16 protein-coding genes and 1 riboswitch are annotated in these 18,507 nt (G+C 60.4%); of the genes, 6 read left to right on the top strand and 10 right to left on the bottom strand.

Features of this window, described 5'->3' with window-relative positions; translation table 11 throughout:
* Window positions 1-27: 27 nt before the first annotated feature.
* Window positions 28-204: a Trm112 family protein gene (locus CAURIC_RS04605; protein ID WP_035113114.1), complete on the bottom strand. Its 177-nt coding sequence runs from the start codon at window positions 202-204 to the stop codon at window positions 28-30.
* Window positions 205-350: 146 nt separating this feature from the next.
* A riboswitch (TPP riboswitch) is annotated at window positions 351-479 on the top strand.
* 4 nt (window positions 480-483) lie between these two features.
* Between CAURIC_RS04605 and thiC the strand changes: the two genes are divergently transcribed.
* The 6 genes from thiC to CAURIC_RS04575 all read left to right on the top strand — a co-directional run bounded on the left by thiC (window position 484) and on the right by CAURIC_RS04575 (window position 6,517).
* Entirely contained in the window at window positions 484-2,274 is a 1,791-nt protein-coding gene (gene thiC, locus CAURIC_RS04600; protein ID WP_070433582.1) for a phosphomethylpyrimidine synthase ThiC, read from the top strand.
* Between the two features lie 16 nt (window positions 2,275-2,290).
* Window positions 2,291-2,998: a thiamine phosphate synthase gene (locus CAURIC_RS04595; RefSeq protein WP_412766388.1), complete on the top strand. Its 708-nt coding sequence runs from the start codon at window positions 2,291-2,293 to the stop codon at window positions 2,996-2,998.
* 17 nt (window positions 2,999-3,015) lie between these two features.
* On the top strand, window positions 3,016-4,203 hold the full coding sequence (gene thiO, locus CAURIC_RS04590) for a glycine oxidase ThiO (protein ID WP_290183387.1): 1,188 nt from the start codon (window positions 3,016-3,018) through the stop codon (window positions 4,201-4,203).
* 110 nt (window positions 4,204-4,313) lie between these two features.
* Entirely contained in the window at window positions 4,314-4,526 is a 213-nt protein-coding gene (thiS, locus tag CAURIC_RS04585; RefSeq protein ID WP_035113116.1) for a sulfur carrier protein ThiS, read from the top strand.
* Between the two features lie 5 nt (window positions 4,527-4,531).
* A complete protein-coding gene (locus CAURIC_RS04580) occupies window positions 4,532-5,347 on the top strand; it encodes a thiazole synthase (RefSeq protein WP_035113117.1) in 816 nt (271 codons plus the stop codon).
* A 3-nt stretch (window positions 5,348-5,350) separates the two neighbouring features.
* The gene (locus CAURIC_RS04575; RefSeq protein ID WP_290183386.1) at window positions 5,351-6,517 is read left to right on the top strand and encodes a ThiF family adenylyltransferase; all 1,167 of its coding nucleotides are present in this window, start codon (window positions 5,351-5,353) and stop codon (window positions 6,515-6,517) included.
* Between the two features lie 142 nt (window positions 6,518-6,659).
* On the opposite strand, the gene argH is transcribed toward CAURIC_RS04575, so the two are convergent.
* The 9 genes from argH to pheT form a co-directional block, all read right to left on the bottom strand.
* The gene (argH, locus tag CAURIC_RS04570; RefSeq protein ID WP_035113119.1) at window positions 6,660-8,105 is read right to left on the bottom strand and encodes an argininosuccinate lyase; all 1,446 of its coding nucleotides are present in this window, start codon (window positions 8,103-8,105) and stop codon (window positions 6,660-6,662) included.
* 215 nt (window positions 8,106-8,320) lie between these two features.
* Window positions 8,321-9,517 (bottom strand): argininosuccinate synthase, encoded by a 1,197-nt coding sequence (locus CAURIC_RS04565; RefSeq protein ID WP_035113120.1) that lies wholly within the window; start codon window positions 9,515-9,517, stop codon window positions 8,321-8,323.
* Window positions 9,518-9,609: 92 nt separating this feature from the next.
* Window positions 9,610-10,074: an arginine repressor gene (gene argR, locus CAURIC_RS04560; RefSeq protein WP_035113121.1), complete on the bottom strand. Its 465-nt coding sequence runs from the start codon at window positions 10,072-10,074 to the stop codon at window positions 9,610-9,612.
* A complete protein-coding gene (gene argF, locus CAURIC_RS04555) occupies window positions 10,059-10,970 on the bottom strand; it encodes an ornithine carbamoyltransferase (RefSeq protein WP_035113122.1) in 912 nt (303 codons plus the stop codon). The genes argR and argF overlap by 16 nt, the downstream gene beginning before the upstream one ends.
* A gap of 40 nt (window positions 10,971-11,010) precedes the next feature.
* Window positions 11,011-12,360 (bottom strand): acetylornithine transaminase, encoded by a 1,350-nt coding sequence (locus CAURIC_RS04550; protein WP_290183385.1) that lies wholly within the window; start codon window positions 12,358-12,360, stop codon window positions 11,011-11,013.
* Window positions 12,357-13,313, bottom strand: a complete 957-nt coding sequence (gene argB, locus CAURIC_RS04545) for an acetylglutamate kinase (protein WP_265915394.1) — start codon at window positions 13,311-13,313, stop codon at window positions 12,357-12,359. The genes CAURIC_RS04550 and argB overlap by 4 nt, the downstream gene beginning before the upstream one ends.
* A gap of 51 nt (window positions 13,314-13,364) precedes the next feature.
* On the bottom strand, window positions 13,365-14,522 hold the full coding sequence (gene argJ / locus CAURIC_RS04540; protein WP_035113187.1) for a bifunctional glutamate N-acetyltransferase/amino-acid acetyltransferase ArgJ: 1,158 nt from the start codon (window positions 14,520-14,522) through the stop codon (window positions 13,365-13,367).
* A 246-nt stretch (window positions 14,523-14,768) separates the two neighbouring features.
* Entirely contained in the window at window positions 14,769-15,785 is a 1,017-nt protein-coding gene (gene argC / locus CAURIC_RS04535) for an N-acetyl-gamma-glutamyl-phosphate reductase (protein ID WP_282940816.1), read from the bottom strand.
* A gap of 151 nt (window positions 15,786-15,936) precedes the next feature.
* Entirely contained in the window at window positions 15,937-18,498 is a 2,562-nt protein-coding gene (gene pheT, locus CAURIC_RS04530) for a phenylalanine--tRNA ligase subunit beta (RefSeq protein WP_282940814.1), read from the bottom strand.
* Window positions 18,499-18,507: the final 9 nt, after the last annotated feature.

Raw genomic sequence — 18,507 nt, 5'->3', positions numbered from 1 at the left:
GACATGAAAACTGAGACTTGCAAGGGCTTATGCGCGCGGGCTCAACGGCCATTCCACGGCCTCATCCACTAGCAATACTGGGATGTCATCCTGCACCGGATAAGCCAAGCCCAAACGCGGGTTGACCAGATAATCGCCGTGATCCTCCAGTGGTTGCTTATCTTTCGGGCACGCGAGGATCTCTAGAAGTTTCGGATCGATCATGCTTCTTACTTTAGCCCGACGCCCCCATGCTCAGCAGGTCAGGTCACCCTTTGGCCCTCGCGCTGCGCACCTGCGATACCCCCGCATTGCCCTGTTGTCGTAAAAACCTTCCCCACAGTGTCCGCTTGCTTCGCTAAGGTGTGGACTAGACCGAACACGGGTGCTCGCAATCTAGCGAGCTGAGATCCGCGCTAGACACAACCCACCCCTGGGGCGCGGGAACCGTCCGAACCTGTCTGGTTAGAACCAGCGAAGGAAGTTGAAGGAGCTGAACCTTTCATGGACGCCTACGCATCCGAAATTCACCCAAAGCACAGCTATGCCCCAATCCGCCACAACGGTCTAGAGGTCCCGGAAACACAGATTCAACTGGATGATTCCCCCACCGGCCCGAATCAGCCACTGAAGATCTACCGCACACGTGGCCCATGGGCGGACCCCACTGAGGGCCTCCCCAGCCTCCGCAGCAATTGGATCCTAGAACGCGGTGATGTCGAGGAGTACGAGGGTCGGCGTCGGAACCTATTGGACGATGGCAACCGAGCGGCTAAGCGCGGGGCGGCCAGTGAGGAATGGAAAGGCCAGTCACGCAAACCGCTGCGCGCCACCAGCGGTAAGCGAGTAACGCAAATGCATTATGCCCGCCGCGGTGACATCACCCCGGAGATGGAATTCGTGGCGCTGCGCGAGCACTGCGACGTGGAAAAGGTGCGCAGCGAGGTCGCCGCGGGGCGTGCAATTATCCCCAGCAACATCAACCACCCGGAAAGCGAACCGATGATCATCGGCAACGCGTTCCTCACCAAGATCAACGCGAACATTGGTAACTCCGCGGTGACGTCCTCCATCCGTGAAGAAGTGGACAAGCTGCGGTGGGCCACCCGATGGGGAGCGGATACGGTGATGGATCTATCCACCGGCAACGATATCCACACCACCCGCGAATGGATCATGCGCAACTCCCCCGTGCCTATCGGTACCGTGCCGATATACCAGGCGCTAGAGAAGGTCGACGGTGTGGCCGAAGATCTCACGTGGGAAATCTTCCGCGATACCGTCATTGAGCAGTGCGAACAGGGCGTGGACTACATGACCATTCACGCTGGCGTGCGCCTGCCGTTTGTGCCACTGACTACCAAGCGCGTCACCGGCATTGTGTCTCGCGGTGGTTCGATCATGGCTGGGTGGTGCCTGGCGCATCACAAGGAGAGCTTCCTGTACGAAAACTACGACGAGCTGTGCGAGATTTTCGCGCAGTACGACGTGGCGTTTTCCCTAGGCGATGGCCTCCGGCCGGGTTCCATCGCCGATGCGAACGACAAGGCTCAATTCGCCGAGTTGAAAACCATTGGCGAACTGACCCGTCGGGCGTGGGAACACGACGTGCAGGTCATGGTGGAAGGCCCCGGTCACGTCCCACTCAACAAGGTCCAAGTCAACAACGAACTGGAACAAGAGTGGTGTGGAGGCGCACCGTTTTACACACTGGGCCCACTGGTCACCGATATCGCACCGGGTTACGACCACATCACCAGCGCTATCGGCGCTGCGAACATCGCCATGGGCGGTACCGCGATGCTGTGCTACGTCACGCCCAAGGAGCACCTCGGTCTGCCGAACAAAGATGACGTGAAAACTGGTGTGATCACCTACAAGGTGGCCGCTCATGCAGCCGATGTGGCCAAAGGCCATCCCGGCGCCCAGGAGTGGGATGACGCAATGAGTAAGGCCCGCTTCGAATTCCGGTGGCACGATCAGTTTGCGCTGTCCCTGGATCCCGATACCGCGCAGGCCTACCATGATGAAACCCTGCCGGCGGAGCCAGCGAAGACCGCACACTTCTGCTCCATGTGTGGCCCGAAGTTCTGCTCTATGCGCATTAGTCAGGACATCCGCGACACATTCAAGGACGACCTTGGCACCGACCTGGGCATGCCTACTTTTGGAGAGCAGCTAGACCCCGAGGTTGCTCAAGCCGCAGAGGCCGGGATGGAACAAAAGGCCGAGGAATTCCGCGAGCAAGGTGCCCAGATTTACTTGGAGGAATCCGCGGTTGTCCGAGACAAGTAACCGCACCCGTTCATCCTTGGATCCCCGCACCTTAGGCTGCTACTTCGTCACCGGTCGTGCCGTCACCGAGCCCTCCCCAACCCCAACGGAGGACGAGGTCGAACGCATCGTGGGCGTCGCTATCCAAGCGGCCAAAGGTGGAGCGGGAATCATCCAGGTGCGCAGCAAACCGATTACGGTACGAGCGCTCACGGAGCTGACCATCCGAATTGCCGATGCTGTGAAGCGCGCGAACCCGCAGACCAAGGTTGTAGTGGATGACCGCGTGGATGTGGTGGCAGCCCTGCAGGGTGAACATCACGTGCACGGAGTCCACATCGGCCAGGATGACCTAGATCCACGCCTAGCCCGCGCCGTACTGGGACCGCGAGCCATCATTGGCTTGACAACCGGCACGCTGGAGTTGGTGCGCGGCGCGAATGATTATGCCGATGTCATCGACTATATTGGCGCCGGCCCGTTCCGCCCCACGCCCACCAAGCGATCCGGTAGGGAGCCCCTCGGGTTGAAGGGATACGCGCCTCTGGTGGAGGCTTCCCATGTGCCGATCGTGGCCATTGGCGATGTTCGCGCCGAGGATGCTGCCGACCTCGCAGCTACGGGCGTGGCCGGTGTGGCCATCGTTCGGGGGTTCATGAATGCGGCGGATCCGGCCGCTGTGGCGCGCCAAGTTGTGCGAGCTTTTATTACCGACGCCCCGTCGGTGCCGAATGTAGACCAGTGAAAGGAGGGTCACCTTCCATGAGGACATTCCAGCACGTAATCATCGGTGCCGGGATTATTGGTCTTACGACGGCGTTGGAGCTTGTGCGCGAGGGTGTTCCCGGACAGTCCATTGCGGTGGTGGATCCGGCCCCTATCAGTGGGGCTTCGTGGGTGGCCGGTGGGATGCTCGCACCAGTGGCAGAGGTGCAGTACGGCCAAGAGGCCCTCTATCCCTTGATGATGCGGTCGGCGGAGCTGTGGCCGGATCTGATCGCGTTCGTGCGGCGGCTCTCCGATCTACCCACGGGATTCCGCGACGAATCCACCCTAGTGGTGGCAGCGGATCGGGCGGATGCCACCCATCTATCGGAACTGATGGAGCACCAAAGCCACAATGGGATGACGATCCGTCGTATTCCCCTGCGCCGGGCGCGGGCCATTGAACCCGGCCTGTCCCCGCAGCTCTCCGGTGCCGTGGAGATCCCCGGTGACCACCAAGTTAATCCCCGACTGTTTTGCGCTGCCACCATGGATGCCCTGGCTCAGTGCGGTGTCACGATGGTGCGGGCGCAAGCCACGGGTCTTATCACCGATGCCGGCACGTGTACTGCGGTGAAACTGCGGGATGGGAACGATGTGGGCGTGGAAAAAAGTGTGTACCTGTGCAACGGACTTGGCGCCAACGATGTGGAAGGTGCACCACGGCTACCGGTACGCCCTGTGCGCGGAGACCTAGTGCGCTTAGCTGTTCCGCACAGTCTTCCCACGCCCGTTGACCGGGTAATTCGAGGGTTTGTAGAAGATCGACCGATCTATGTGATTCCGCGTACTGATGCGACCATTGCCGTTGGCGCCACTAGCCGTGAGGACGATCGTGTGCGCCCCGGTGTTGGCGGGGTGCACACGCTGCTGCGCGATGCTATCCGTGTAGTGCCTGGGCTGGAAGAATGCGAGTTTTTGGAAGCCCTGGCCGGAGCGCGGCCGGGTACTCCAGACGACTTGCCGTTGCTGGGTACAGTGGGGACTAACGTGGTGGTCTCCAACGGTTACTTCCGACACGGAATCCTGCTTTCTGCCCTTGGGGCCCGCGCAGGTGTGGCAATGGGCTTGCACCTAGCCACTCCGGAGGCTGCTGCTGCGGAAGCTACTGCGGACGAGCCGCTCGATGTGGCATCGCGCGCGGTGGGTGTGGACCTGAGCGCCTGTGCCCTAGGCCGGCTGTGAACCCGGTTGTGAACCCAGTGGATGCTGGGCTGGAGCGGGCCGGTCTGTGGCGGGCTGGTTCGGAATACTGGGCTGGGCTGTAACTAACGATAAGAAAGAGGAGTGTGACAATGATTTACACGGTAAATCAGGAAGAGCGCACCAGCGATGGGCCTGTGACTATCGCAGAGGTCGTGCGCCAAGAGATCGGCCCCGACGGGACCGATGCCAAAGGGCTGGCCGTTGCACTGAACCAATCTGTAGTCCCACGCAGTCGTTGGGACGAACAAACACTTGACGATGGCGATGAGATCGATCTGCTCGTCGCAGTGCAGGGTGGTTAAAAGCGATGTTGCGGATTGCCGGGAAGGATTTTTCCTCCCACCTGATCATGGGTACTGGTGGCGCGACCAGCCAGGCTCAGTTGGAAAAGGCATTGGTGGCCAGTGGAACGCAGCTCACGACGGTTGCGATGCGTCGCTTCCGTGCAGGTCAACCGCAGGCAGATGGCGCTGGTGAAACCGTATTTGGGCTCTTGGAGCGACTGGGCATCGACGTGTTGCCCAACACCGCCGGATGTCGCACAGCCAAAGACGCGATGTTGACGGCGCAGTTGGCGCGCGAGGCGTTGGGCACCAACTGGGTCAAGCTGGAACTCATCGCAGATGATCGCACACTGTTGCCAGATGTTGTGGAGCTAGTCGATACCTGCGAGATGCTGGTTGCCGAGGGCTTCGAGGTTCTGGCTTATACCAGCGATGATCCGGTGGTAGCCAAACGCTTGGAGGATGTAGGTGCGGCCGCGGTCATGCCGTTAGGATCGCCGATTGGCACCGGCCTGGGCATTCTTAACCCCCACAATATCGAGCTGATCTGTGCACGTGCTGGCGTGCCAGTATTGCTGGATGCCGGTGTGGGCACGGCTTCGGATGCCACCCTCGCCATGGAGCTGGGATGCAGTGGTGTGCTGCTCGCCAGTGCGGTGAATCGCTGCCAGGACCCCGTCGCCATGGCCACTGCCATGAAGCTCGCAGTGGAAGCGGGCCGTTTAGCGCGCACGGCCGGTCGTATTCCGCAGCGCACGCATGCGCAGGGGGCACTGGCTAGCTCCAGTTTCGATGGTCTGGCAACATGGGATGCCGACTGGGCCGAGGAGGTGCTGTAGTCCGTGACTACCCACCACGGTGAAAAGCCGTTCCTCAGTTTGCCCACGCAGGAGCAACTGCGCACCGCCCGCCACCTGAACCTGCCTGGGTTCGGCCCTCAGCAGCAACAGCGCCTGCACGATGCCAAGGTCCTGATCGTTGGCGCCGGTGGTTTGGGGTGCCCCGCCATGCAATCATTGGCGGCAGCCGGAGTGGGCACCATCGTGTTGTACGACGACGATGTGGTGGATGTAACCAACCTGCAGCGCCAGATCCTGTTCAGCGCCGCGGACGTGGGGCGCCCAAAAGTCGAGGTAGCTGCGCAGCAGCTGCGGCGCCTTCAACCCGAGCTCACGGTTGAGACCCATCGCGAACGCCTCACCGAGGCGAATATCCTCGAAGCCTGCCGACGGGTAGATGTTGTACTGGATGGTTCGGACAACTTCGCTACGAAGTTTTTGGTTGCCGACGCCGCCGAGATCACCGCAGTCCCACTCGTCTGGGCGACCGTTCTGCGCTATGCCGGCCAGCTTTCGGTCTTCCGCACCGGGGTTGTTGGCTTGCGGGATATCTTTCCCGACCAGCCCTCCGGGGATTCCATCCCGGATTGCGCTTCCGCGGGAGTACTGGGGGCCACGACCGCGGTCATGGGTTCCCTCGCCGCCACGGAAGTCATCAAGCTACTTACTGGCATTGGCGAACCCTTGGAAGGCAAAATGCTCTCCTACGATGCACTGAGTGCCACCACACGGGTGTACACCGTCGCTGCAGACCCCGAGCGCACCCCAGTACGCGAGCTGTCAGAAACCGCTGAAGATACGGTTGCGTGCGGTGTACCCAACCATGGTGCCAACGATGTGCGCAGCACATTGCTGGAGCTCATCGCCAGCCGCGGGGCAGTAGCGCTGGACGTGCGGGAATATCACGAAAAGCTACTGGCCGACTTGCCCGAGGTGGGCGCCGGTGCAGCTTCCGAGTTTCTGGCCATGTCCGAATTGGCGGCATCCGATGGCACGCTGGACGAGGCGTCGGAAAAAGTCAACGCCTTCCTACAGCGCCACGCCAACGAAGATGTAGTGGTCTACTGCGCTTCAGGGGTGCGTAGCCAGCATTTCGTGGATACATACGGGCAAGTCGCCGGTGATGTTGGTGTGTCGCTGTACAACCTGCCAGGTGGGGTGCAGGGCTGAGCCGGGTTCAGGGCTAAGTCGGGTTCGAGGCTAGGCCGAATTGGGGGTTGAGTCGGGTTCGGGGCTGAGCCGGGTGCAGGGCTGAGCCAAATTGGGGGCTGAGCCGGGTGCGGGGCTAGGCCGAATTGGGAACTAGGCCGGGTTAACGGCCAGGGATGGGCGATGTCCTCGCCCATTCACGGTCCAATTCCGCCTGCGCACGCACGCGCTCGCGCTGCTCGGCCACGCGCACACCCGCGGTACCGCCGCGCGTGGAACGCGATGCCACGGCACCGTCGATCGTCAATACCTCACGCACGTCCGGAGTGAGGGCCTCGTGGACCCCAGCAAGTTCTTCATCGGTGAGGTCCACTAGATCCACTCCCCTGCCTTCGGCGATGCGCACACAGGAACCCGATGCCTCATGAGCCACGCGGAATGGCACACCTTGGCGTACCATCCACTCGGCTAAGTCCGTGGCCAGAGTGTATCCCGCAGGTGCGAGCTCACGCAGGCGCTGCGGGTGGAACGTCAGGGTGGAGATCAAACCCGCCATCGCCGGCAGCAGCAAGTTCAGCTGGGTAACCGAATCCACGATCGGCTCCTTGTCCTCTTGCAGATCGCGATTGTAAGCCAGTGGCATAGCCTTCAGGGTGGACAGCAACCCAGTCGTGTTACCGATCAACCGGCCTGTCTTGCCACGCATGAGCTCGGCGACATCCGGGTTCTTCTTCTGCGGCATGATCGACGATCCCGTCGACCATTCATCGGCCAAGGTCACGTACCCGAACTCCGGCGTGGACCACGCAATGATCTCCTCAGCGAAGCGAGACAGATCAACGGCGGTCTGCGCCAGCACGAAGGCCGCCTCGGAGGCGAAATCGCGCGAACTCGTGGCATCAATCGAGTTATCAGCGGCCGAATCAAATCCCAATTCCTCGGCAATGGCCTCCGGATCCAAGGACAGCGAGGAACCGGCCAGCGCACCAGAGCCGTACGGGGATACCGCCAGACGGGTATCCAGATCCTTCATCCGCTGAATATCGCGCTGCAGCGGGTGCGCATGTGCCAACAACTGGTGAGCCAGCAACACGGGCTGCGCGGCCTGAAAGTGGGTTTTACCAGGCATGATGACATCTGGGTGGGCGTCTGCCTGCGCAACAATCGCATCCACAACATCGGTCACGCCAGCGGCGATATCGCGGATGGCATCGCGTACCCACATGCGGAACAGCGTCGCCACCTGGTCGTTACGGGAGCGTCCTGCGCGCAGCCGGCCACCGACTTGCGGCCCCACACGGTCGATCAAGCCTCGCTCCATTGCCCCATGGACGTCCTCATCGTTCGGCTCCGGTCCAAAGGCACCTGACTCTACGTCCTCACCCAGTTGCGTTAATCCCGCGAGCATCGTCTCCAGATCCGCATCGGAAAGCAACCCTGCGCGGTTCAATACTCGGGCGTGTGCCTGAGATGCCAACACGTCGTACGGCGCCAGAACCCAGTCGAAGTGAGTGGACTTGCTCAAGGCCGCCATTGCGTCTGCTGGACCGCCAGAGAAGCGGCCGCCCCACAGGGCGCCTTCGTTTGTTCCGTGCGCTGGGGTGGTCATGGTGTTTCTTTCCGAATACCTTTCTGGGCCGGCTGTGCTTGATAGTCCGGCTGTACTAAATGGGCGGCTGTGCTTGCTGGGGCGACTGTGCTTAAAGGGTGGCTGTGCTTAATGAGCGACTGTGCTTGACGGGGGCGGCTGTGTTTAACCGCGCGAATGGGCTATGGCTCTTTGTGGGGTTTGCACGCCACGCCAGAGCGCGGCGCGCGCATCTACTAGTTGGCCAAGTCGCGCTTGGAAGCGATCTTGGAGCTCAGACCGTGCAGCTCAACGAAACCGCGTGCCATTGACTGGTCGAAGGAATCGCCCTCATCGTAGGTAGCCAGATTGAAGTCGTACAGAGACTTGCTGGAACGGCGACCGTTGATGGCGATGGAGCCGGCGTGCAACACCAGGCGGATATCGCCGGTGACGTGCTCCTGCGTGGACTCAATGAAGGCATCCAGGGAGCGCTTCAGTGGGGAGAACCACAGGCCGTCGTACACCTGGTTGGACCACTCGGCATCGATCTGTCGCTTGTAGCGAGCCAACTCGCGTTCCACGGTGATGGCCTCTAGTGCTTCGTGTGCGCGGATCAGGGTGACCGCGCCGGGAGCCTCGTACACCTCACGGGACTTAATTCCAATGAGGCGGTCTTCCACCATGTCCAACCGGCCCACGCCCTGGGCACCAGCGCGACGGTTTAGCTCCTCAATAGCCTCCAACACGGTCACCTTGCGACCATCGATGGCAACGGGCTTACCAGCTTCAAAACTGATGATGACCTCGTCGGGAGCCTGGCCAAGAGCCGGATCCTCGGTGTAGGCGTACACGTCCTTGGTAGGCGCGTTCCATAGGTCCTCGAGGAACCCGGTTTCCACAGCACGGCCCCATACGTTTTGGTCAATGGAGAATGGGGACTTCTTGGACTGCTCGATAGGAATGCCGTTGTCCTCGGCGAAGGCAATGGCCTTCTCGCGAGTCCATGCGTAGTCACGCACTGGCGCGATGATCTCCAGATCCGGAGCCGTGTTGGCAAAGCCCACCTCGAAGCGCACCTGGTCGTTGCCCTTACCGGTACAACCGTGGGCAACAGCGGTGCCGTTGTGTTCCTTGGCGGCCTCGGCCATATGCTTCACGATGAGTGGGCGAGAGATCGCGGAGACCAGTGGGTACTCCTTCATGTACATGCCGTTGGCCTTGATGGTTGGCAGGCAGTACTCTTCCGCGAATTCGTCGCGGGCATCCACCACAACGGATTCGACTGCGCCTGCACCCAGTGCGCGCTGGCGTACGGTCTCCATGTCCTCGCCGCCCTGGCCTAGGTCGATGGAAACGGCGATAACTTCTGCGTTGCGTTCCTTGGCGATCCAGCTGATGGCGACGGTGGTATCCAGCCCACCGGAGTAAGCGAGAACTACGCGATCCTTCATGTCTTTGTGACCTTCCTTCTATTCTTCCATTTGGGAATTATTCATTTAACCGTATCTAGTGTAGTCGGCCGTTCAGACAACCGACCCACGGCCTAACTGAGGGATAACTGGTAGAAGTATTCCGCCAGTTCTTCACCAGTCAATGGCTCCCTAGCCAGCACAAATACCGTGTCATCGCCCGCGATCGTAGCCACAACCCGGCCGATCTCAGTGCGGTCCAATATGCTTGCCAAATACTGCGCAGCCCCAGGCGGGGTACGCAACACAGCTATATTGCCGGACCAGTCTCGTTCCACCAACAATTCGGCCAATACCCGCCGTAGTTTATCGGGGCCATCGATACGCACGTCCGTCGACAGTGAATAGTAGACTTCCCCGCCCGAGCGGATCTTCTTCGCACCCAGATCCACCAGATCCCGTGACAGCGTGGCCTGGGTAATGTCGATTCCCCGCACCAGCAACATGTCCAGCAATTCGCGTTGACTGGATACCTTTTCGGCCCCGATGATGCGCCCGATCATGTCTTGGCGGGCGGTTCGTGTTAACGCAGCAGCCATACCAACAGCGCCTTCTGTGCGTGCAGACGGTTTTCCGCCTCGTCGAATACCACCGACTGCTCCCCGTCGATGACATCCGCTGTCACCTCGTTTCCGCGGTACGCCGGCAGGCAGTGCATGAAAATCGCATCTTTCGCCGCCGTATCCATCAACGCTTGATTGACTTGATACTTGCGCAGCACGCTGCGGTCCTCGTCGGGATCTTGCCCCATGGACAGCCATGTATCGGTAATCACCACGTCGGCACCTGCAGCGTCGACCGCATCAGTGATCTCAATGGTGGCACCGGTTTCTGCTGCACGCTTGCGTGCCCGCTCTACGAATTGTGGTTCCGGTTGGAACCCCTTCGGTGCGCAGATGATCACATCAATCCCAGCGGTGGCGAATCCTAGCATGTAGGAATTAGCCATGTTGTTCGCCCCATCGCCGAAGTACACGGCCTTCAGCCCCTGGAGCTCACCCTTGTGCTCCTTGATGGTCTGCAGGTCCGCGAGGATCTGGCAGGGGTGGAAATCGTCGGACAGGGCATTGACGATCGGCGCCGTCGCTGTCTCCGCCATCTCCTCCAGATTCTTTTGTGCGCCCGTGCGCCACACAATCGCGTGTACGAAGCGGGACAAGACCGCACCCGTATCTTGGACGGTCTCCCCCTTCCCCATCTGCGATGCCCCGGTTTCTACGACGATTGGGTTGCCACCGAGTTCGGTCACGCCGGCGTCGAAAGAAAAGCGGGTGCGTGTCGAGGTTTTGTCAAACAGTACCGCCACGCTGCGCCGATCCAACAGGTCGCGGTATTGGTTGTTGAAGCGGTCGGCCTTGAGTTCTTCGGCCAGCGCCAGCACCTCAGCCTGCTCGGCGGGTGTGAGGTCATCATCGGCGAAAAAGTGTTTAACCATGGTGGTTGCTTCCTTGGGTTTTCTTCGTTGTAAGCCGGGGCTAGGGGTTTGTCTTGGGCGCGTCCCGGTGGGCTTGCAGCATCTTTTTTAGTTTCTCGACGCCTTCCTGGGCATCCTCCGCCGTGAGATTCAGTGGGGGCACAATTCTCAGCACGTTCGGGCTGGGGCGGTTGAGAATGAGGCCGAAATCCAGCGGATCCACACGCAAATCCTCGTCGAGGACCACGCCCAGCATCAGCCCGCGTCCTCGCACTTCTACCACGCTGGGGTCTGTTACCAACGCGGAGGCGAGGGCCTCGCCTTGTCGGTTGACGTTATCCAAAAGGTTCTCGTCCTTGATGGTACGGATCACGGCATTGGCTGCGGCGGCCACCACGGGGTTTCCACCGAAGGTTGTGCCGTGCTTGCCTTTAGTCAGTAGTTGGGCGCGTGGCATGGCCATCACCGCACCGATGGGCAATCCGCCGCCGAGGCCCTTGGCCATGGTGATGACATCGGGTAGCACCCCGTCGTGGTGGAACCCGAACCATTGTCCGGTGCGGCCCATACCCGCTTGAACTTCATCAATGACTAGGAGTATGCCCAGTTCGTCACACAGTGCGCGGAGGTCGGCGAGGAACCCAGCGGGTGCTGGAATCACGCCAGTTTCTCCTTGTATGGATTCTAGGAAGATCGCGGCGGTGTTCTCATCCGCTAAAGCACGTACGGACTCGATATCACCGTAGGTGTAGAACTTCACCCCAGCTGGCATGGGCTCAAAAGGTGCACGCTTATCGGGTTGTCCCGTGAGCGCCAGCGAGCCCATGGTCCGCCCGTGGAAACCGCGTTCAGCGGCCAGAATCGTGGGTCTCCCGGTGGCACGGGCGATCTTGAACGCCGCCTCATTGGCCTCCGCTCCCGAGTTACAGAAGAACACCTTGGCAGCCTGAATGTCCTCGAGCTTGTTGGGGGCAGGGTGGGATTCGCCTGTCGCACATCTCTCATTAGATTCCTTGGCGGGTCCCTCACCTCCCTCGGTAAATCCCTCCGCCACGATCAACTTCAGCTGTGTAGCCAGCTCCAGTACCTGCGGGTGTGCCCACACGTTGGAAGTATGCACGAGAGTCGATATTTGCTTGGTGACTGCATCGACCATCGCCGGGTGGCCGTGCCCCAGCGCGGTCACGGCAATGCCCGCCAGCAAATCGAGGTAGGTATTGCCCTCGGAATCCGTGACGTGGGCACCGGAGCCACTGACCAGTTGACGCTGTGGGGTGCCATAGGTATCCATGAGGTCGGCTTGCCAGTGCTGCTGCCACGACGTGGAATCCGCAGCCGCACCGCCGCCTGCTCCAACCGAGTTTAAGTTGGGGTTAGGGGTGTGAAGTGAGTTGTGGTTGGTGGCGTTCATGATCCTGCTTCCTCAGTGCGTGTGAGGGTATCCAGCCCCTCGGGGCTCCAGCTATCGTCCGTGACCATCGTTCCGATACCGCCTTCGGTCATCAGCTCCAGCAATACGGAATGCTCGATGCGACCGTCGATGACGTGTGCGGCTTTCACTCCGCCCTTCATCGCATCCAGGCAGGCTTCCATCTTGGGAACCATGCCAGCATCCAGTCCGGGCAACAGTTCGGCGAGCTCTTCGGGGGTCAAGCGGGATACCAATGAGTCCTTGTTGGGCCAGTCCGTGTACAACCCTTGGACGTTGGTCAACATGACCAATCGTTCAGCACCGAGAGCCGCAGCAAGCGCGCCGGCGGCGGTATCGGCATTGATGTTATAAATCTCCCCGTTTGCATCTGGCGCAATAGTGGAGACCACGGGAATCCTGCCGGCATCGATGAGATCCACCAGGCTGCTGGCATTGACGTGCGCAATAGCGCCCACTTGGCCCAGATCCACCTCTTCCCCGTCCACAACGTGGTGGCGTTTGACGGCTGTAAACAATCCGGCATCCTCGCCGGAGGCACCCACAGCGTAGGGGCCGTGTTCATTGATCAAGCCCACCAGTTCACGACCGACCTTGCCAAATAACACCATGCGGACATATTCCATGACCTCGGGGGTCGTGACGCGGAAACCACCGCGGAACTCGCCTTCCAAGCCCACCTTGTTCAGCATCGCATTAATCTGGGGCCCACCGCCGTGCACTACGACGGGGCGAGCACCTACTGCGCGGAGGAAAACCATGTCGGCGGCAAAAGCGCGCTTGAGGTTCTCGTCGATCATGGCGTTACCGCCATACTTCACCACCACGATCTTGTCGCGGAAGTGCAGTAGCCACGGTAGTGCTTCTGCCAGCACGTGGCTGCGCAGCTCAGGGGTCAACCCCGTTGTGTCTACGCTGTTGTGGATCTCAGCCATGGTGGCTCGTTTTCCTTCCCACTGTTACTAGTGTCGATTGCACGCACCCTGTTAAGAGGAATACGCCGAGTTGATCTCTACATAAGAATGAGACAGGTCCGTGGTCCACACCGTGGCGGTGCCATCCCCCACACCTAGATCGACCTCTACGGCCACATCCGCCCCGGAAAGGTCCACTTCGCGAGCGCCTGGCGCACCGGTGGCATTGACACATACCGGCTGCCCATTGAAGCTCACACTGATTGCATTCGGATCCATTTCCACCGGAGCCATACCAACTGCGGCCAGCACACGGCCCCAGTTCGGGTCCGAACCGAACATCGCACATTTGAATAGGTTATCGCGACCAACGACCCGGGCGGCATCCTTGGCTTCGGCGTCCGTTGCTGCACCCGTGACGGTGATGGATACGCGTTTGGTCACGCCCTCGGCATCCGCTTGCAACTGCATCGCAATATCCAGGCACACTTGGTGCACAGCGGCAACGAATTCCTCTTCGTCTGGGGTAACCCCGGACGCGCCGTTCGCCAGTAATACGACCGTGTCATTCGTGGAGGTAGAACCATCCACATCGATGCAGTCAAAGGTCGTCGCCGTCGCGCTACTGAGTGCTTTGTGAGCGCTGTTGGGTCCGCTGAGCTTGGCGTCAGTAGTCAAGAAAACCAGCATGGTAGCCAGAGAAGGAGCCATCATGCCCACCCCCTTGCCCATGGCGCCAATGGACCACCCGTCACCGTGGTACACGGACTGTTTCGTGACCAAGTCGGTGGTCATGATGGCTTCTGCAGCGCCCTCACCAGCGTTAACGTCATCTGAAAGATTTTCCGCTAGCTGGGCGATGCCACTGCTAACCTTGTCCATCGGCAGCAGGTCACCGATCAGCCCGGTGGAACACACCGCAACATCGTGTGGGTCCACCCCCACCGCCGCAGCCGCCTCCGCCGCCATCTGGGCCGCATCGCGATCGCCTTGGGCGCCATTGCACGCGTTCGCATTGCCGGCGTTGACGATAACGGCTTTGAACTGCCCATCGTTGTGCTGCTTGGTGTAGCGCACGGGGGACGCGGTCACCTTGTTACGCGTAAACATGGCCGCGGCATGGAACTCTGGACCATCGTTAACGATGAGGGCCATATCGGGATTGCCCGATGGCTTAATTCCCGCCGTGGTGGACGCGGCGCGGAAACCCTGTGGAACGGTCACGCCCATCGGTGCTGTGGTGCGGGTGGAATCAGGGGCGCTGCCGTGATCGATAGGGCTGTTATCAGCAAGGCTGTTATCAATGGGGCCATTGACAGTAGCGCTCTTATCAACAGCGCTGTTATCAATAGGACCATTGACAGCAGTGCTCTTATCAACAGGGCTGTTATCAACAGGGGTGCCCTCGGAGGACGCGGCACCGCCCGCGTGCGAAGTGGGCCCCTGAGGGTCGGACAATGGAGAAGAAGTCATCGGTTACATTCCCGTCTGCGGCAATCCCGCGGTTTCATCCCAGTTCAGCATGAGGTTGAGACATTGAATAGCGGCGCCAGCGGTGCCCTTAGTGAGGTTGTCAATCGCGGAGGTGGCCACAACCATGCCGTCGTTAACCTGCACCTGAAGGTGAGCCATATTAGAACCTTGAACGTTTTTAGTCTCTGGCTGCTGCCCCTCCGGAAGGAGGTTCAGAAATGGCTCATTGGCGCAGAAGTCTTCGTACGCTCGGCGCAGGTCCTCCGCACGACCACGGGCGGGGGCCGTGACCGTCGTGAGAATGCCACGGGTCAATGGTGCAAGGACCGGGGTGAATGTAACGTGCACGCCGTCTGTATCGGTGAGCAGTTCCCGGAGGTTCTGCGTAATTTCCGGAGTATGGCGGTGCGTGCCCACACCGTAGGCGCGCAGGTTGCCCTGGGTTTCAGACCCTAGGAGGTTCACCGCAGCTTTCTTACCAGCACCGCTAGTACCAGTGATAGAAACCACACTGACCTGCGGAGACATCAAACCGGAAACGATACCGGGCATAGCTGCCAAGGTCGCTCCGGTCGGGAAACAACCGGGAATAGCTACATAGTTGGCCTGCGCAATATCCTCGCGATGGCCGGGCATTTCCGGGATGCCATAGGGCTTCGTTCCCGGATGGTCAGTGCCGTAGTACCGGACCCAGTCGTTGGCGTTACGCAGCCGATAATCAGCACCGCAATCGACGACCTTCACGGTTTCCGGTAGGTCCAACGAGGAAGAAACACCGTGTGGGAGGGCTAGGATAACCACATCATTACCCGCAAGGATATCTGCGGTAGTTTCCTCCAACTGCCTATCAGCCAGCTGTGGGAGGTGGCCGACGAGCTCACCGAATCGGCGCCCAGCATTCGATCCCCCAGTAAGGGAACCGATGGTGAAATCGGTTCCGAATCCGGGGTGGTTGAGCAGGAGACGAAGAGCTTCGCTCCCTGCGTATCCACTGGCTCCAGCGACTGCGATTTTAAGCATGCGGATAATTATGCCCGAATAAACTACCAAATGCAAATTATGCAGAATTGCGTGATTTATTCATACTTTTGCGCTGTTCACCGAGAGCGCCCGCGAATGCTCATCCGCTCACAGCCACGAACGAACACTCACGTTCAGCGCGGCCGAAGGCTTATCCGCGCAGCTCTGCACCCACGCGACTGGCGGCCTCCGCGACCGCAGCCTCACGGGACTGCGAAGCTTCTTCCTCGGTGAGCGTGCGATCGGCTGCACGGAAGCGCAGGGAGAACGTCAGGGAGCGCTTGTCCGCACCCAACGCCTCGGAAGTGTAGACATCGAACAGGCGAATCTCCTCCAACAGCTCCCCAGCACCATCCCGGAGCGCAGCCTCCACCTCGGTGGACGGCACGTCAGCGTCGACCACAACTGCCACATCCTGAAGCACGGCGGGGTAAGAGCTCAACAACGGACGAGGGAACCTCTCCTCGAGCGGCAAGGCATCCAAGTTGATCTCCATTGCAATAGTGCGTGGCGGCAACTCAGCGCGCTCACACACCTGCGGGTGAAGCTCGCCGGCATGGCCTACGACCACGTCCCCGACCAAGATCTCCGCGCAACGCCCAGGGTGCCACGGCAGATACTCGGCATTGCGGAAAGTGAATTCCACGCCCGCAGCGCGACCCACAATGCGCGCCGCCTCCACGGCATCGGTGGCTTCGAACAACAGGGCTTGGCCCCACGTACCCTGCCACTGCCGGTTACCCGTCGCAATCATCGCCACGTGCAGCTCCTGAAGCGGAATGGAATCCAGCAACTGCTCGATTTCCTCTTCGCTGGGGCGAGCCTTGACCGAAGGCATCGGAGAAATACCACCCGAACCCTCGCGCACCTGACTGGTCTGTTCCACACCGTACAGCGCCACATCACGCTGGCCACGGGTGACGTTGCGGCGCAACGATTCAATCATGGACGGCAACAAGGTTGTTCCCAGCTGCGCATAGTCATTTTCCAGAGGGTTCAACACCTTGACAGTGCGGCGGCGTGGATCATCCTCCGCCAGTTCCCACACGTCAAAGACGTCGTTGGCGATGAATGGGGTCGGCAGGATCTCCGCGAAACCGGACCATGCCATAGCCCGGCCCACATTGCGGCGCATGCGCTGACGTGGGGTGAGGCCACGGCCAGAGGGTGAGGTGGGAACGATGGATGGGATACCCTCCAGACCTTCCAAGCGCAGGACTTCCTCAACGAGGTCAGCGGGCATCGTGAGATCTGGGCGCCACGTTGGTGGGACAACCGTGATCTCGCGCGCGCCGTTGGCATCGCGTTCCCCGGTTTCCTCCACAGTGCAGCCCACTTCACGCAGACGAGAGATGGTCGTCCCATCGGGGTACACCTTGCCAGCCACCTTGCCCGGCCGGGAGGTGTGGATAACGATGGGGTTCATTGCGGGAACTTCACCCACGCGGGTGATTCCCTCGACAACCGTTCCCCCAGCGATCTGGCGTAAGAGGGCCACCGCCATGTCTAGGGCTTCTTCGATCACCGCTGGGTCGGTTCCGCGTTCAAACCGGCGGGAAGCTTCGGAGCTGAGCTTGTGGCGTCGACACGTACGAGCAACCGTGATTTGGTCCCAGTGGGCAGCTTCGAACAACACGTCGGTGGTGGAATCAGAAATCTCCGACGTGCTGCCGCCCATCACTCCGGCCAGCGATTGGATGCCGCTTTCATCGCAGATGACCACATCTTCGGCAACCAGCGTGCGCTCCACGTCGTCCAACGTGGTGAGCTTCTCCCCCGCATTAGCCAGGCGGACGTGCAGTGGCCCGGTGATCTTGTTCGCATCGAAGGCGTGCATGGGTTGTCCCAACAGGAACATCACGTAGTTGGTGACATCCGTTGGCACGTTGATAGGCCGCTGACCACACAACATCAACTCGCGCTGCAACCACATGGGGGATTCGGCCTTCGGGTCAACGCCTGTGACCTTGCGCAGGGCGAACTTGGAACACTTGGTTGCCTCGTCCACGTGCAACTCGTGAACTTCACCGTCTGTTCCCGGCAGACCGGCAAACAGATCGTCGGCTAGGGCAGCCGCTGCGGGGTCTTTCGCCGGATCGCGGAACTGCAGGTTAAAGCTGGATGCCAGCTCGCGCGTCAACCCGCGAGCTGACAGTGCATATCCGCGGTCGGGAGTGATGTTGACCTCAAATACCGTGTCGTCCAAGCCTAGGAAGGAGCGCGCATCATCCCCAATGGACGCACCGTGTGCCTGCATCTCCGCCTCGGAGACGGTCATGATGCCCGGGTTTTGCACCTGAGCCAGGCCCACTTCCATGGCCGAGCAGATCATGCCCTCGGAAACCTTGCCGTACGTCTTGCGTGCGGAAATTTCGAAATTACCGGGCAACACGGTCCCCGGCAGCGCCACAACCACAATGTCATTTTCAGCGAAGTTCCGGGCGCCACAGATGATGTGCTGCAACTCGCCGGTGCCATTGGCTTGGCCTACATTGACATCGCAGTAACGAATGGGCTTTTTAAACCCTTCCAGCTCCTCGATCTTTTCCACACGGCCGAATACCAACGGGCCCGTCGTGGTCGGGATAGCCTCGTAGCCCTCGGTTTCAAACCCTACGCGCACGAAGCCCGCGTCGAATTCCTCGGGGCTGACTGACCAGCCGGGATTGGCGGTGGCGAGAATGCGGGTTAGCCAAGATTGGGAAATTAGCATTGTGGTGGG

Origin of the sequence: Corynebacterium auriscanis (assembly GCF_030408435.1) — a bacterium.
Lineage (GTDB): Bacteria > Actinomycetota > Actinomycetes > Mycobacteriales > Mycobacteriaceae > Corynebacterium > Corynebacterium auriscanis.
This window is presented reverse-complemented; position numbering and strand designations above follow the sequence as displayed.